Here is a 14,625-nt window from a genome sequence, read left to right on the forward strand (position 1 = left end):
GTCCGAGGATGCTCAAAAGCCCGGCCTCAAGCCGGGCTTTTGTCATTATGCACGGTCGAGTGCAATGCGCATCCGACCGGCGAGATCCTGAATGTACTGCCAGGCAACACGGCCCGAACGTGCGCCACGCGTCGTGGCCCATTCTAGCGCCTCCGCATGCATCTTCTCGCGATCGATTGGCAGCCTGAAGTGGTCGGCATAGCCGTCGATCATCGTTAGATAGTCGTCCTGGCTGCATTTGTGAAAACCCAGCCAAAGGCCGAACCGGTCGGACAGCGAAACCTTTTCCTCGACCGCCTCCGAAGGATTGATCGCCGTCGACTGCTCGTTCTCCATCATGTGGCGCGGAAGCAGGTGGCGCCGGTTCGAGGTCGCATAGAACAGGACGTTGTCCGGTCTACCTTCCACGCCGCCATCAAGGGCTGCCTTGAGCGATTTGTAGGCCGTGTCATCATGGTCGAACGAAAGGTCGTCGCAGAAGACGATGACACGGTGCGGCGTGTCCTTGAGAAGATCGAGCAGCGTCGGGAGGCTCGCAATATCCTCGCGATGCACTTCCACCAGCTTTATCGACACGCCGCTCTCGCGCCGCACATCCTCGTGAACAGCCTTGACCAGCGAGGACTTGCCCATGCCGCGCGCACCCCAGAGGAGAACGTTGTTGGCCGGAAAGCCTTCGGCGAAGCGCACCGTATTCTCGTGCAGGATATCGCGCACGTGGTCGACACCGCGGATGAGCTTCAGCGCCACGCGGTTCGGCCGTGCAACCGGCTGAAGATGCTGACGGGCAGGGGACCAGACGAAGCAGTCGGCCGCGTTCCAGTCGTTCAATGCGGGCGGCGGCCCCGCCAACCGATCGATCGCATCTGTGAGCCGGCGCAGCTCCGTCAGAATGGCGTTGTTGACGTCTCCGGCCATGGGCCTTCCTCCTGAATTCTGCTTGCAACCAGTGTACTGTGTCTTTTGCCTGCGGCGTAGCATGGCCTTTTACGAGCGGAAAGGTTATGAGGCAGCGGAATCGGTACGGTTTCCAGCTGTTTCTGTTGCATTCGCAAAGACCGCAATTATAGTCCGGCCACCCGAGAAAAGGCGGAGTTCCGCCTCCGGAAAGTTTGAGGAGTTTAGCATGTTCATCACCCCGGCATTTGCCCAGGCTGCCACCGATACCGCGGCGTCGCCGTTCGGTTCCGGCTTCGAAATGATCATTCTTTTCGTGCCGTTGATGGTTGTATGGTATTTCTTGCTGATCCGTCCGCAGCGCGCCCAGGCCAAAAAGCGGGAAGAAACGCTGAAGGCGATCCGTCGTGGCGATCAGGTTGTGACCGGCGGTGGCCTCGTCGGCAAGGTCACCAAGGTTGTTGACGACAAAGAACTCGAAGTGGAGATTGCAGACGGCGTTCGCGTTCGCATCGTCCGCACCGGCATTTCGGAAGTTCGCGTCAAGGGTGAGCCAGTCAAGGCGGACGCTGCATAGTATTGCAAACCAAGATGTGAACCGGATTAGGCCGGGTCGGAAATAGTCGAGAGAAAATGCACCGTTTTTCCCGCTTGAAGGCCGTCCTGATCTGGGTTTTGGTGGTGGTGGCCGTGATACTCGCGGCCCCAAATCTGTTGTCTGAAGGGCAGCGTTCGAGGCTGCCCCTGTGGCTGGCTCATAGCCACATTGTTCCTGGCCCCGATGTGCAGGGCGGTTCCCATCTGCTTTTCCAGATAGAACGCGCTGATATCGTAAAGCACCAGCTCGAACGCACAGTCGCGGATGTTCGCGGTAAGTTGCGCGAAGCCAATATTCGCTACACTGGCCTGACCGGCAACGATCAGGAGATCACCGTCAAGATTACCGCTGCCAGCCAGGTGGACGCTGCCGTCAATGCGTTGAGCGCGCTGACCGTGAGCACGAAAAGTGGCTGGTTCGGTGGCTCGGTTCAGAATGTTTCCCTGCAGAAGGGCAATGACGGACAGCTTACGCTACGAATTTCGAACGCTAGCATCGACCAAGGTATCGTGGCCGCTCAGACGCAGTCCATCGAGGTTGTCGAGCGTCGCATCGCCGGCATTGGGATTGGCAGTTTTTCAGTCCGCGGAGACGGGCGCGATCGTATCGACGTCAAGGCACTGGGCTCGGTCGACGTCGAGCGCCTGAAGAATATTCTGAGCGAGCCGGCCCAGCTCTCCGTCCGGCTGATCGATGAAAGCATGTCGGGGCAGGAGGCCCTTGCCGGTCGCTGGCCCGCGACGTCAGAGGTTCTCTACTCGCTCGACGATCCGCCCGTTCCCTATCTCGTGGACCGCACTGATTTCGTGACGGGCAACAATCTCGTTGACGTTCAGGCCGTCGCCGATGCGAACACGGATTCAGTCGCAATCAGTTACAAGCTGGATGCTGAAGGGACCGAACGCCTCGCGCAGAAGACTCGCCAGAACATCGGTCGGCACCTTGCCATACTTTTCGATGATCAGGTCATGGCGGCGCCTCTGATCAATGCGCCGATCCTGGACGGCACCGGGAAGGTGCCGGTCAGCTTCAGTGAGGACGGAGCCCGCGATCTTGCGCTGATCTTGCGAAGCGGCGCTCTGCCGGCGACGTTGACGACCGTAGAGGAGCGCACCGTCAGCCCCGTCCTCGGCGCTGAATCAAAGCGCGCCGGTCTGATCGCCGGCTTCGTCGCTGCGATCCTTGTCACCGGATTGATGTTTGCCTTCTATCGCAAGCTGGGCATCATTGCCGGCATTTCGCTGGTCCTGAATCTGCTTTTGATTCTTGCTGTGCTGAGCGTGATCGGCGCGACACTCACGCTGCCCGGCCTCGCAGGTATCGTCTTGATCATCGGCATGGCCGTCGACGCCAATGTGCTTGTCTACGAGCGAATTCGCGAGGAGGCGAAAGCCGGTCACTCCTTCGCGGATGCGATCGACAACGGCTTCTCCCGGGCATTTATGACGATCCTTGATGCCAACGTCACGATCGTCATTGCGGCCGTCATTCTCTATTATCTCGGCAGCGATACCGTCCGCGGTTTTGCAGTGACACTGGCCGCGGGAATCCTGACGACGGTCTTCACTACCTTCACGCTGACGCGCTGGATTGTCGTTACCTGGCTGCATCGCAAGCACCCGCGGCATCTGCCAAGGGATGTTCAGACGGGCATTTTCGACCGCGCGAACATCCGTTTCATGGGTATCAGGCGCTACACCTTCACGGTGTCGGCCGTGCTTTCCATTCTCGCCATGGTCGGCTTCGCGACAGTCGGTGCAAATCTTGGCGTCGACTTTGCGGGCGGGTCGCTGGTGGAAGTCAAGGCGAAGCAAGGTGCTGCCGATCGTGATGATATCCGCGCTCGCCTCGGTGATCTGAACATCGGGGCCATTGAGGCTCGCCGCCTTTCCGACCCGTCGACGGCATTGGTCCGCATCCAGGCGCAAGGCGGCGGCGAGAATGCCGAACAGTCTGCCATGACGTTGCTGCGTGATGAATTGAGCGACGACTATGAGATCCGGCGTGTCGAGGTTGTCGGCCCCGCCGTATCAGGCGAACTGACCAGGGCCGCGACGTTGGGCACACTCGGTTCGCTCGCTATCATCCTGCTTTACATCTGGCTCCGCTTCGAATGGCAATTCGCGATCGGCGCGATTATCGCGACGCTCCACGATATCATCCTGACGCTAGGCCTTTTCGTACTGACCGGCATGGAATTCAATCTCACAAGCGTTGCGGCCCTCCTGACGATCGTCGGCTATTCGCTCAACGATACAGTCGTCGTCTACGACAGGATGCGCGAGAATCTGAAGCGCTATCGCAAGATGCCTATGCCGATCCTGATCGATGCTTCCATCAACCAAACGCTGTCGCGCACCGTTCTGACGGCGGCAACGACGCTGCTGGCGCTGCTGGCGCTCTGCCTTTTCGGTGGCGACGTGATCCGCCCGTTCGCCTTTGTGATGCTGTTCGGCGTTGCCATTGGCACCTTTTCCTCCATCTACATAGCCGCGCCCGTGCTGATAGCCTTCAAGCTCCGCCCGGACGCGATTGACAACGATCAGAACAAGAAAGTGGCCGAGCCGGATACGAACCCCGGCAATCCGGCAGTGTGAGAATATGGCAAGAGGCATAGAAATCCGCGAGGCGCATTTTCCTGGACGTGCGCCCATCGATACCTACGGCAATGGCGGCTTCCGTTTCGCTGACATGTCTCATCGCGGGTCGATCCTTTGCCTGCCGTCCGGCATCTATGGCTGGGACATGGACATGTCGAAGCCTCTGTCGATCAAGAATTTTCAAAAGGTGCTCGATGAAGCAGCCGAGATTGAGGTTCTGCTGATCGGGACGGGAGACGACATGCGTCCGATCCCGCCTGATCTGAAGGCCGCGCTCAAGGCTGCAGGTATTTCCTCGGATCCCATGAACACCGGCGCGGCCGTCCGCACCTTCAATATCATGCTCATGGAATCCCGCGCTGTCGCCGCGGCACTGATCGCGGTTTGACAATGGCGGAGCAGTCTTTGACGAACCAGGACATTTGCCTGGCGACGCTGCGTGACAACGACCGCGACCGCTATCTGGCTTGCCTGCTGGCGCCGGAAGTAAGGCGGGGCGCTCTGGCAGCTCTCTACGCTTTCAACGCCGAGCTCGCGCGCATTCGCGATCTGGTGCACGATCCCCTTCCAGGGGAGGTTCGCATGCAGTACTGGCGCGATCTGCTGGAGGGCGGCGCGCACGGCTCCACCCAGGCAAACCCGATTGCCGCCGCCTTGTTGTCGGCGATTGAAACCCACCGCCTGCCATCGCAGACACTCGTCAACATGATCGATGCCCGCATCTTCGATCTCTACGACGATCCGATGGTGACGCGGGTCTCACTTGAGGGGTATGCCGGCGAGACGGCGTCTGCGCTGATCCAACTGGCAAGTCTCGTGCTTGCGCCGGAGGCGGCCACCGCATCTGCTGAGGCTGCTGGGCACGCGGGCGTTGCGCAGGCCATCGCCGGTCTTCTGCTCCTGATGCCGTTGCATCGCCACCGCGGCCAGCTCTACCTTCCCCTTGAAATCCTGTCCGCTACCGGGCTCGATCGTGATGCGTTTCTCGCCGGCGAGGACAAGCCGCGAATCTCTGCCGCGATCGAAGCCTTTGCGGGACTTGGACGCGACCATCTTGCCAAGGCGAGACGTGTCGCAATACCGCAGTCGGTGTTTCCCGCCTTTTTGCCTGTCACCATGGCGGAGCCGGTTCTTTCCAACGCCCAGAAGGTAGGCGCGGGACTGTTCGATCGGCAGATCCAGCGATCGCAGTTTCGGCGCCAGGCCGGCATGCTGCTTGCGCTGATGCGCAAGAAAATCTGACCCTGTTTAAACTCGCGCAAGGCTCGTGCGTTATAAAGACGCCGTTGTCGATTTGATCGGAGAGCGATGTGAGCATAATCGTCTGGTGCGTTATATTCGCGATCGTCATCTTCATCGCCTTCATTTCGACGCGCATGGCGGCGCAGAACAAGGAAGATGGCCTGCACGATACCGGGCTCGCGATTATCGAGTTCAACCGGGCTTTCCCCAACGAAGCAATCCGCCAGTTGGAGGCGACTGCCGATGGGCAGGCGGTGTTCGTGCGTTTGCATGACAACAAGGCCGGCATCATGCGGAATATGCAGCGGCACTATTCGTGCCATGTTCTTGAGCCGGGAAGGGCGCGTGTGCTCGGCTCCGAAACCGGGCGAGGCCTCAACATAGAGTTCCTCGACGCACCACATCACAGCGGCACCTTTGAATTCGCGTCCGCCAGGGTGGCGTCGGAGGTCGCACTTTGGCTGCTCGGCAACTACGTGGCCGAGCCTGACAAGGCATTGCCGTCGCACAATCCCACGGTCGCAAACGGCCAGTAGCAAAGGTTCTGGCGAACCGGGATATCCCTTCGCTGCGGCCGTCCCGCATTCACAATGATCCTCGTCGGCGCGGCCCGCGCGATGCGTCGCCGCGGCCGTTTTGCCGTTGCCTACGGTCCGAAATAGGCGCAAGATTTACGCTATCCGGCATTAGTTTGAGTTTGTATTCACAAACGCGATGGAGGTGCGTGATGCTTGCAATCAATGATACCGCTCCGGATTTCGAAGCTCAGACAACCGAAGGCGTGATCAGTTTTCACCAGTGGATCGGCAACTCCTGGGCAGTGCTGTTTTCGCATCCGAAGGACTTTACCCCCGTATGCACGACCGAACTCGGCTACATGGCGCGGATCAAACCCGAATTCGACAAGCGCGGTGTGAAGATTATCGGTCTTTCCGTTGATCCGCTCGAACGCCACACCAGCTGGATGATAGACATCGAGGAAACGCAGGGCTATCGTCCAAACTATCCGATGATCGCGGACGTCGATTACGCGGTATCGAAGCGTTACAACATGCTGCCCGCGCTCGTATCCGGCGATCCGACCGAGCGCACTCCAGCCGACAATCAGACCGTCCGCAACGTCTTCGTGATAGGGCCTGACAAGAAGATCAAACTGGTCATGGTCTATCCGATGACCACGGGGCGCAACTTTGATGAGGTGCTGCGGGTCATCGATTCCCTGCAGCTTACCGCAAAGCACAAGGTCGCTACGCCAGTGAACTGGAAGAACGGCGAGGACGTGATCATCGCCGGTTCAGTCTCCGACGACGACGCAAAGAAGCAGTACCCGCAAGGTTGGCGAGCACCGAAGCCCTATATCAGGATCGTGCCGCAACCGCACGGATAGGCAATCGCAAAGCAAGCCGCCACGAAGGAGGTGGGGATGATCTTCCGGCAGCTGTTCGATCCGGTGTCGAGCACCTATTCCTATTTGCTGGCAAGCCGGAATGGCGGCGAGGCGCTGATCATCGATCCGGTGTTGGAAAGGGTTGATCGCTATCTTCAGCTCATCCGCGAGCTCGATCTGAAGCTCGTGAAGGCCGTAGATACCCATCTCCATGCCGACCACATCACAGGTCTTGGCGCGCTGCGCGACAAGACCCATTGTATTACCGTGATGGGAGAGCAAACAAAGGCCGACGTCGTTTCGATGCGTCTGTCGGACAATGAGAAGCTGACCATCGAGGGACTCGCCCTCGATGTGATTTATACGCCGGGACACACCGACGATTCCTACAGTTTCGTTTTGCCCGACCGTGTTTTTACCGGCGACACCCTGCTCATTCGCGGCACCGGCCGCACCGATTTCCAGAACGGAGATCCCCGGGCGCAATACGAGTCGATCTTTGGCCGACTGCTGAAGCTTCCGGAATCGACGATGGTCTTCCCTGCACACGACTACAAGGGCGATACGGTCTCGACCATCGGCGAGGAAAAGGCCTTCAATCCACGCCTGCAGGTAAGATCCGCCGATGAATATGCCGATCTGATGAACAATCTGAAACTGGCCAATCCGAAGATGATGGACGTAGCCGTTCCGGCTAACATGAAGGTCGGGATGAACCAGGACAACGTAATGCGCCATGGCTGGGCGCTGACGGCGCAGCAAGCGCTGGGCGTCGTCGGCCTCGGCGACGTCGCCTTGGTCGATCTGCGCGAGAATGCCGAACGGCAGCGAAACGGCACGATCCCGGGCTCTCTTCACGTCCCCTATCCCTCGCTCGAGGAAAGCATAGGCGCTGGCGGTACGCTGCATGAGCTTGCAACTTCAACCCGCAAGAGGCTGCTTTTCTATTGCGCGTTCGGCGAACGATCGGCAATGGCCGTGCAGGCAGCGCATGACGCCGGTCTTCCGCTGGCCTTTCATATTCAAGGCGGCATCGACGCCTGGAAGAAGGCGGACGGACCGATCGCGCATTAACGAGCGCCCTATGGCAAGCGATGCAATGGTGCAGCGGCAATCGATTCTGACCTGTCCGATCTGAGGGCACCGATCAGTGGAAACGGTGCCGGTCGATGCCTGCGTTTGGTTCCACGAATGCCAGGGCTGCGGCGCGACGCTTAAGGCGAAGCACGGCGATTGCTGCGTCTTTTGCTCATACGGGTCGGTTCCGTGCCCGCCGATCCAAACCCGCGCGATCTCGCGGTGTTGTCAGGCCACCTCGAACAGGGCCGCGTAGTGATAGGGCGGCAGATCGACGACCCGCTGCATGGAAAAGCCAGCAGTCTCAACAACGGTACGAACCGCTTCGGGCGACATGCGCATCTCGGTTCGCGGTCCCCGGGGCTTGCCTAGGACCACCGTTTCCTCTCGCGGAGCCGGGTGCCAGTTGACGATGCAGAACAGGCCGTCCGGTTTCAGAACTTCCCTTACGGAACATGCGAGACCTATTTGGTCAGGAACGCCGTGGAAGGTATTGGCGATCAAGACAAAATCGACCGGTTCGTCAAGGTGTTTCGCCAGCGCCGACGTGGCGTCCGCGCAAATCCACTGGCGAACTGACGCGCCGCTGCGCTCAACTTCGGCCTTTGCCAGCTCGATCATGGCGGGATCGAGATCGAGCGCCGCCAACCGTCCGTCGACCAGTGCTGCGAGCGGGCCGGTGAAGTAACCGTCGCCGCAGCAAAGGTCGAGAACGCTCATGCCCCGCCGGATGCCAATCTGTTGAAGCAGCCCTTGGGGATCAGGCCACAGCACAGACCACCAATCCCTGTCCGGCATGGACGTGCCTTGAAACAATGCTGCCATGTCACGCCCCCGAGGAGGTCTCACCACACAGAATTTCGACAGCGACGAGACGCCTGTCGATGGCTAGATCGGTAGGCTCCCGGCTCGATTACGCACTCTCCGCGAGCTTGACGTCCTGCCCGAGCCAGGTGGCACAATCCGCAAGCGCCCGCTTGGCGATCAGCTGCCGCTTCATGATCGTCTTGTCCTTGCCGCGGAAACGCTTCACGCCTTCGGGTTTGACGATCGAGCCGGGCTCCAGCTCGGGGAACAGGCCGAAATTGATGTTCATCGGCTGAAACGACCGCTTGCCCGGCTCCTCGTCGTTGACGATGTGTCCGCCCGTGATGTGGCCGAGCAGCGAGCCGAGCGCCGTCGTTGCCGGCGGCAGGGATACTCCCTCTCCCTTTCGCTCGGCAGCGGCGAACCGGCCAGCCATGAGGCCGACGCTGGCGCTTTCGACATAGCCTTCGCAGCCAGTAATCTGCCCGGCAAAGCGCAGGCCCGGGCGGGACTTGAGCGTGAGCGACGGGTCGAGCAGCGTGGGCGAATTGATGTAGGTATTACGGTGAAGGCCGCCGAGGCGAGCGAATTCGGCTTTCTGGAGCCCCGGGATCATGCGGAAGATCTCGGCCTGGGCCCCGTATTTCAACTTCGTCTGGAAGCCGACCATGTTGTAGAGCGTGCCGAGCGCATTGTCCTGGCGCAACTGAACGACGGCATAGGCCTTGACCGTCGGGTTGTGCGCATTGGTCAGGCCCATCGGCTTCATCGGGCCGTGCCGCAGCGTCTCGCGGCCGCGCTCTGCCATCACCTCGATCGGAAGACAGCCGTCGAAGTAAGGCGTTCCTTCCCACTCCTTGAATCCGACAGTATCGCCGGCAATCAGGGCATCGACGAAAGCGTTGTACTGCTCTTCGGTCATCGGGCAGTTGATGTAATCCTTGCCGGTGCCACCGGGACCGACCTTGTCATAGCGCGACTGGTACCAGCAGATATCCATATCGATGCTGTCCCGATGAACGATCGGCGCGATTGCGTCGAAGAAGGCCAGCGCGTCCGCGCCCGTCTCGGCCTCGATGGCGCTTGCAAGGGAAGGTGCCGTCAACGGGCCGGTGGCAACGATGGCGAGATCCCATTCTGTCGGCGGCAAGCCGGTTACTTCTTCACGAACGACCGTGATCAACGGGTGCTCTTGGATCGCTTTGGTAACGGCGTCCGAGAAACCGTCGCGGTCGACGGCCAGCGCGCCACCGGCGGGGACCTGATGCTTGTCGGCGCACGCCATGATCAGCGATCCCGCCATGCGCATTTCGGCATGGATAACGCCAACCGCGTTGCTGGTCGCGTCGTCAGAGCGGAAGGAGTTGGAGCACACGAGCTCGGCCAAGCCGTCGGTCTTGTGGGCGTCGGTGCCACGCACGCCGCGCATCTCGTGCAGGATAACCGGCACGCCGGCATTTGCGATCTGCCAGGCTGCCTCGGAGCCGGCGAGCCCGCCGCCGACCACATGGATGGGAGAATGGGAAAAGGTCTTGTTCATGCGCGGCTGATTACCACGCTGGGCTGGCGCAGGAAACCGAAGAATTGGCGACTGATCGATGCCGGCACCGATGCCGTCAAATATCCAGCTTCAGCCGAGCGCCCGTGTCGCTCGCCGCCGGCACGGCGCAGCAAATCAGCGCTTCGTCATCGGCGGTGTCGGCGGTCGGCTCCTTCGTGTATGCGACGGAGCCTGACAGGATTTTCGTCCTGCAACTTCCGCAATTGCCAAGGCGACAGCTGAACTCGGGCGCCAAGCCGCGCGCTTCGGCAAGCTCGAGCAACGTGCCCGATCCTGGCTCCCAGCGTGCTTCCTTACCGGAGCGCATGAAATAGACCGGCTGCGGTTCTTCAGCGGCGGCGCGCGCGGGCGATCGCGGGAGCGCATCTCCCGATCGCTGGAGAGACGCGGGTCCAAACGGTTCGGCATTGATGCGGCTATCGGAGATATTCAATCCACGCAGGCCATCATAGACCGACTGCATGAAGCCGGCTGGACCGCACAGATAAAAGTCGTAGTCGTTGAACGGCAACACGCTGCTGAGCAGGGTCATGTCGACCCGCCCCTGCTTGTCATAGTCTTCACCAGCGACCGTATCAGAAGTATCGCTGAGCAACCGGACCAGCTTAACGACGCCGCCGGACACTGCGGCGAGTGCCTGCAGCTCGGCATTGAATGCACGTTCCGACGCGTTGTGCGCTGAATAGATCAGCCAGGTCGGTCGTATCCGCCTGGTTCGCAGCCCCTCGTAGACGACATGCCGCAGCATCGCGAGCAGGGGGGTGATCCCGATGCCCGCCGCCAGCAAGACGGCAGGGCGTCTCTCGCCGGGGTCGATCGTGAACGCGCCTGTCGGGGCGCGTGTCTCGATGATGTCTCCTTGCCGGATGGCATCGTGAAGATGCGCCGAGACAAGCCCTTCGCGCTTGACGCTGATGCGATAGATACTGTCGGAGGGGGCCGAGGAGATCGTATAGGTGCGCACCGCCGGCACATCCGATCCCTCGAGCTTGATGCGGATCGGTAGGTGCTGGCCGGAGACATGCGGAATGATCCCGCCTTCGTCTATCGGTTCGAGATAGAACGAGCGCACGCTGGCGCTCTCTTCGACGATCCGGGTGACGCGGAAGGGCCGCCAGCTCTTGGCGAGGGCAATCGCCTGAAGCCGCGCGTCAGCCTCATCCCAACTCCCGGTCATCAGGGAGTTGGGAGATGGACCATTGGCGCGCGATCGCCAGCGCAGCGGCAACGCTTCCTGCCGGTAGACGATCTGTGTCGGGCGAAAGCGCCACAGACGCTCCGCCCCCTGGAACGCCGCTATCTCAGGCGATTCCAGAATGACCTCGGCGCTGCCCGATAACTGCAGCAGGTCGCCGCTCTCGAAATCCGCGAAGACCAACCCCGCCCGCGGATTGGCAAGAATGTTGCCGAGCGTGTTGAAGAAGAGATTGCCGGCAAAGTCCGGGATCGTCAGAACACTGTCCTCGCCAATCCGGACAAAGCCGGGCCGGCCGCCACGATGCGAAACATCGATTTGGCGCCCTTCATGGTCGCGGCCGACATACGAGGCGACGAAGAATGTATCCGCCTTGGCGATCATTTCGGCAGGCCGACCCTCCAGATTGCCAAAACTGACCGGGTCGTACCCGGAGGGCTGCATTGGATCCCGTGTAAACTCGAAATCGCGCAGCTGGATATATTGCGGGCAGTTGCCGTAGGCCTGCCCAACACGCACATCGAAGCCGTCCTGCCCGGTTCGATGGATAGTGCCATTCAGCCGGTTGCGACGGCGCGTGTGGAGCTCGATGCCCAACATGGCAATGGCCTTGCCGTCGTCCATTCCCGCGTCGGCCGGGTCGAGCGGCTCACGGGGAAGGTCGACACTCAGTGTGTGGACGTCCGGGCTCTGAAGGAAGCCCGGACGATTGGCACGGAGTGTCGCCCATGCGTTGCCGTCTTCATCTACCGTCCCAAGTACGATGAAGGGCAGCTGCGGGTAGAACTGCCGATGCTGATCGATCAGGTGATCTCGCAGCACGCGGCGGCCCACTTCGTCCATTCGCTTCGCGACGCCGACCTTCTCCTGCAGTGCGATCTCTCCGGCATGCCAGGGAGAGGAGGTGGTGCTCTGTGCCTCGGTGGGCATAACTGGCTCCTTCACGGCTTTTGGTCGGGTGCGGTGCGATGCGGCGCCTTAAGCGGCCTCGACAATGCCGACGGGTGATTTCTGGAAAGGCTGAAAGCCGGGAAGAGCTTCTATGCGCTCGAGCCAGGTCGTTACGCTACGGTAGGCAGACCGGTCGACGTTCCCCTCAGGCGCCCGTGCGATGTAGCTGTAGAGGGCGATGTCGGCGATCGTCGGTCTCGTTGAGACGATCCATTCACGACCGGTCAGTTGGGCATCGACAAGGCCAAGAATGCGATGAGCTCTCGCGATCACTTCTTCAGTATCGAATTTCGCGCCGAATAAGGTCACAAGACGGGCCGCGCATGGACCATAGGCGATCTCGCCCGCCGCGACCGACAGCCACCGCTGAACCGCAGCCGCCGCTGCCGGCTCCTCCGGCAGCCATCCCTCCGGCGCATACGTCTTGGCGACATAGACAAGAATGGCGTTGGAGTCGCTGACGACGGTGTCGCCGTCCTGAAGCACCGGCAGCTGCCCGAATGGGTTGAGCGCCAGGAAATCGGGGCTCTTGTGTTCTCCCGCCGCTAGGTCGACCTCCACGATTTCGGCATCGACGCCGATAAGCGACAGAAAGAGGCGGGCGCGATGGGCATGGCCCGATAGAGGATGCGAGTACAGCTTCATCGATCTGATCTCCGATTGAGGTGAACAAACAATAATTGTTTCCTGCTGCGCGTTGAATTGCGATAATACGAAAGTCACTATTTCAATTTGTGGAATATTGCGGGATATCCTATGGATCGGCTTCAATGCATGAGGGTTTTGGTCAAGGTCGCCGAGACGGCAAGCTTTGCGCAGGCTGCACGCCAACTTCACATGAGCGCTCCGGCCGTTACGCGCGCAGTTGCCTATCTGGAGGAAACTACAGGTGCTAGGCTGTTCGTGCGCTCAACGCGCTCGGTGAAGCTGACGCCATCAGGCAGCCGATATGCCGACGACTGCCGAAGGATTCTCAGTGATATCGACGAGGCGGAAGCCTCTGCCGGTGGATCCCATTCAACGGCATCCGGAATCCTCAGCATCACTGCGCCGGTATTGTTCGGTCAGATCCATGTCGTCCCGATTTTGACCGCGTTTCTCAGCACGCACCCGGCGGTCACCGGGCGCGTCCTGTTCTTCGATAGGATGGTCAATCTCGTGGAGGAGGGCATCGACGTCGCCATTCGTATCGGCCACCTGCAGGACTCGGACCAGCAGGCGAACAAAGTCGGCGGCGTGCGCCGCGTTGTCTGCGGCGCGCCGGCCTATTTCGCGCGTCATGGCGAGCCGGTAACGCCGGCGGATCTCACCCGGCACGTGACCATCGTCAATACGGGATCATCGGCGCCGTTGGACTGGCACTTCGCGCCCAACCATACGCCCGTCAAGCTTCACCCGCGCATGTACTGCAACACCGTCGATGCATCGATCTCCGCGGCGTTGACGGGGTGGGGCCTGACGCGGACCTTGTCCTATCAGGTGGCGGAGCATCTTGCTGCCGGTCGGTTGAGGACGGTGCTCGATCAGTACGAGGAAGAGCCACTGCCGATCCACGTGGTCCACGTAGAGGGCAGGCACGTCTCAGCCAAGACACGTGCTTTCGTGGACTTTGCTGTTCAGAAGATAAAGGCGCTCGGCCTCTAGAGGCAGACCGATGTCGAGGTAGATATCAGCCCGATACGCTGTGCCGCAAAGGCGGCATTTATGCCATGGCCTTGGCCGAGGCTTCGTAGCATTCGGACAGGGAGCTTATACGATCGAGGTTGTTCAGGATATCGACCATGTCGCATGCTTCGCGCCACGTCATCCGAGCCATCTGCACGTTGTTCAACTCCGCCGGCCGTTGTGTCGTGGCATCGACAACGGTCCAGAGTCCGTCCTCCATGCGAAGATTATATCGGCACATTACGCATGTCTCCCTTGGGTAATGCCGGATACTTTCACAATGACTAATATGAGTCCATCCTAAAGGATGATGGAAGTGCGGTATTAACAGCCATGCCCGTGGCGGGCGCGCTCGCCGTGAAGGGGCTCAGAATCAAAAACGGCGCCAAAGGCGCCGTCTTGGAAGCTTCACGCTCGCCGCTATTAGCGGAACGAGCGGGAAGCGATATTGCGGATGTCGTAGCGGGTAACGCCGATGTCGGCGAGCGCCTGGTTGGAGAGGCTGCCAAGTTCGCTGAGCGTGCGGCGATAGCTCATCCAGTTCTTTGCAATGCGGATCGGGTTCATGTTCTTTTCCTCAGAATGATCGTCAGAGCGGCCCCATCGCCGTCTCATCGTTGACGTTCATATAAGTCTTCTCTGTCA

Annotated in this window: 16 protein-coding genes; 9 read left to right on the top strand and 7 right to left on the bottom strand. The window is 60.4% G+C overall.

Going from position 1 to position 14,625, the window contains the following annotated elements; all coding sequences use genetic code 11:
* Window positions 1–45: 45 nt before the first annotated feature.
* Entirely contained in the window at window positions 46–918 is an 873-nt protein-coding gene (locus IB244_RS21455) for an ATP-binding protein (RefSeq protein ID WP_018859379.1), read from the bottom strand.
* A gap of 208 nt (window positions 919–1,126) precedes the next feature.
* Between IB244_RS21455 and yajC the strand changes: the two genes are divergently transcribed.
* From yajC to IB244_RS32425, 8 genes are all read left to right on the top strand, one after another.
* Window positions 1,127–1,474, top strand: coding sequence for a preprotein translocase subunit YajC (yajC, locus tag IB244_RS21460; RefSeq protein ID WP_018859378.1), 348 nt, complete (start codon window positions 1,127–1,129; stop codon window positions 1,472–1,474).
* Window positions 1,475–1,530: 56 nt separating this feature from the next.
* On the top strand, window positions 1,531–4,092 hold the full coding sequence (gene secDF, locus IB244_RS21465; RefSeq protein WP_192305512.1) for a protein translocase subunit SecDF: 2,562 nt from the start codon (window positions 1,531–1,533) through the stop codon (window positions 4,090–4,092).
* A 4-nt stretch (window positions 4,093–4,096) separates the two neighbouring features.
* Window positions 4,097–4,483, top strand: coding sequence for an Mth938-like domain-containing protein (locus tag IB244_RS21470; protein ID WP_113470175.1), 387 nt, complete (start codon window positions 4,097–4,099; stop codon window positions 4,481–4,483).
* Window positions 4,484–4,485: 2 nt separating this feature from the next.
* Window positions 4,486–5,337, top strand: a complete 852-nt coding sequence (locus IB244_RS21475) for a phytoene/squalene synthase family protein (RefSeq protein WP_018859375.1) — start codon at window positions 4,486–4,488, stop codon at window positions 5,335–5,337.
* Window positions 5,338–5,405: 68 nt separating this feature from the next.
* Window positions 5,406–5,873: a hypothetical protein gene (locus tag IB244_RS21480; RefSeq protein WP_192305514.1), complete on the top strand. Its 468-nt coding sequence runs from the start codon at window positions 5,406–5,408 to the stop codon at window positions 5,871–5,873.
* 191 nt (window positions 5,874–6,064) lie between these two features.
* Entirely contained in the window at window positions 6,065–6,724 is a 660-nt protein-coding gene (locus tag IB244_RS21485; protein WP_018859373.1) for a peroxiredoxin, read from the top strand.
* A gap of 36 nt (window positions 6,725–6,760) precedes the next feature.
* A complete protein-coding gene (locus tag IB244_RS21490) occupies window positions 6,761–7,798 on the top strand; it encodes an MBL fold metallo-hydrolase (protein WP_018859372.1) in 1,038 nt (345 codons plus the stop codon).
* 76 nt (window positions 7,799–7,874) lie between these two features.
* Window positions 7,875–8,057, top strand: coding sequence for a GDCCVxC domain-containing (seleno)protein (locus IB244_RS32425; RefSeq protein ID WP_312867262.1), 183 nt, complete (start codon window positions 7,875–7,877; stop codon window positions 8,055–8,057).
* Here the strand turns inward: IB244_RS32425 and IB244_RS21495 are convergent.
* The 4 genes from IB244_RS21495 to IB244_RS21510 all read right to left on the bottom strand — a co-directional run bounded on the left by IB244_RS21495 (window position 8,030) and on the right by IB244_RS21510 (window position 12,960).
* Window positions 8,030–8,626: a class I SAM-dependent methyltransferase gene (locus tag IB244_RS21495; RefSeq protein ID WP_018859371.1), complete on the bottom strand. Its 597-nt coding sequence runs from the start codon at window positions 8,624–8,626 to the stop codon at window positions 8,030–8,032. The two genes, IB244_RS32425 and IB244_RS21495, sit on opposite strands and share 28 nt — an antisense overlap.
* A gap of 88 nt (window positions 8,627–8,714) precedes the next feature.
* The gene (gene trmFO / locus IB244_RS21500; RefSeq protein ID WP_192305515.1) at window positions 8,715–10,148 is read right to left on the bottom strand and encodes a methylenetetrahydrofolate--tRNA-(uracil(54)-C(5))-methyltransferase (FADH(2)-oxidizing) TrmFO; all 1,434 of its coding nucleotides are present in this window, start codon (window positions 10,146–10,148) and stop codon (window positions 8,715–8,717) included.
* A gap of 76 nt (window positions 10,149–10,224) precedes the next feature.
* Window positions 10,225–12,294 carry a pyridoxamine 5'-phosphate oxidase family protein gene (locus IB244_RS21505; protein ID WP_192305517.1) on the bottom strand — a complete coding sequence of 690 codons (2,070 nt, stop codon included), beginning with the start codon at window positions 12,292–12,294 and terminating at the stop codon, window positions 10,225–10,227.
* A gap of 48 nt (window positions 12,295–12,342) precedes the next feature.
* Entirely contained in the window at window positions 12,343–12,960 is a 618-nt protein-coding gene (locus tag IB244_RS21510; RefSeq protein ID WP_018859368.1) for a glutathione S-transferase family protein, read from the bottom strand.
* A gap of 111 nt (window positions 12,961–13,071) precedes the next feature.
* Between IB244_RS21510 and IB244_RS21515 the strand changes: the two genes are divergently transcribed.
* On the top strand, window positions 13,072–13,959 hold the full coding sequence (locus tag IB244_RS21515; protein ID WP_026372074.1) for a LysR family transcriptional regulator: 888 nt from the start codon (window positions 13,072–13,074) through the stop codon (window positions 13,957–13,959).
* 58 nt (window positions 13,960–14,017) lie between these two features.
* Here the strand turns inward: IB244_RS21515 and IB244_RS21520 are convergent, their stop codons facing one another.
* Both IB244_RS21520 and IB244_RS21525 read right to left on the bottom strand, forming a co-directional pair.
* Entirely contained in the window at window positions 14,018–14,221 is a 204-nt protein-coding gene (locus tag IB244_RS21520; protein ID WP_026372073.1) for a hypothetical protein, read from the bottom strand.
* A gap of 182 nt (window positions 14,222–14,403) precedes the next feature.
* Entirely contained in the window at window positions 14,404–14,547 is a 144-nt protein-coding gene (locus IB244_RS21525) for a DUF1127 domain-containing protein (protein ID WP_018859365.1), read from the bottom strand.
* Between the last annotated feature and the right edge of the window lie 78 nt (window positions 14,548–14,625).

It is taken from the genome of Rhizobium sp. RHZ02, from assembly GCF_014851575.1.
In the GTDB taxonomy this organism is placed as follows: domain Bacteria; phylum Pseudomonadota; class Alphaproteobacteria; order Rhizobiales; family Rhizobiaceae; genus Rhizobium; species Rhizobium altiplani.

Coding starts and splice junctions, on each gene's coding strand:
- IB244_RS21455 (WP_018859379.1), bottom strand. CDS start 918: ATGGCCGGAGACGTCAACAACGCCATTCTGACGGAGCTGCGCCGGCTC.
- yajC (WP_018859378.1), top strand. CDS start 1,127: ATGTTCATCACCCCGGCATTTGCCCAGGCTGCCACCGATACCGCGGCG.
- secDF (WP_192305512.1), top strand. CDS start 1,531: ATGCACCGTTTTTCCCGCTTGAAGGCCGTCCTGATCTGGGTTTTGGTG.
- IB244_RS21470 (WP_113470175.1), top strand. CDS start 4,097: ATGGCAAGAGGCATAGAAATCCGCGAGGCGCATTTTCCTGGACGTGCG.
- IB244_RS21475 (WP_018859375.1), top strand. CDS start 4,486: ATGGCGGAGCAGTCTTTGACGAACCAGGACATTTGCCTGGCGACGCTG.
- IB244_RS21485 (WP_018859373.1), top strand. CDS start 6,065: ATGCTTGCAATCAATGATACCGCTCCGGATTTCGAAGCTCAGACAACC.
- IB244_RS21490 (WP_018859372.1), top strand. CDS start 6,761: ATGATCTTCCGGCAGCTGTTCGATCCGGTGTCGAGCACCTATTCCTAT.
- IB244_RS21495 (WP_018859371.1), bottom strand. CDS start 8,626: ATGGCAGCATTGTTTCAAGGCACGTCCATGCCGGACAGGGATTGGTGG.
- trmFO (WP_192305515.1), bottom strand. CDS start 10,148: ATGAACAAGACCTTTTCCCATTCTCCCATCCATGTGGTCGGCGGCGGG.
- IB244_RS21505 (WP_192305517.1), bottom strand. CDS start 12,294: ATGCCCACCGAGGCACAGAGCACCACCTCCTCTCCCTGGCATGCCGGA.
- IB244_RS21510 (WP_018859368.1), bottom strand. CDS start 12,960: ATGAAGCTGTACTCGCATCCTCTATCGGGCCATGCCCATCGCGCCCGC.
- IB244_RS21515 (WP_026372074.1), top strand. CDS start 13,072: ATGGATCGGCTTCAATGCATGAGGGTTTTGGTCAAGGTCGCCGAGACG.
- IB244_RS21520 (WP_026372073.1), bottom strand. CDS start 14,221: ATGTGCCGATATAATCTTCGCATGGAGGACGGACTCTGGACCGTTGTC.
- IB244_RS21525 (WP_018859365.1), bottom strand. CDS start 14,547: ATGAACCCGATCCGCATTGCAAAGAACTGGATGAGCTATCGCCGCACG.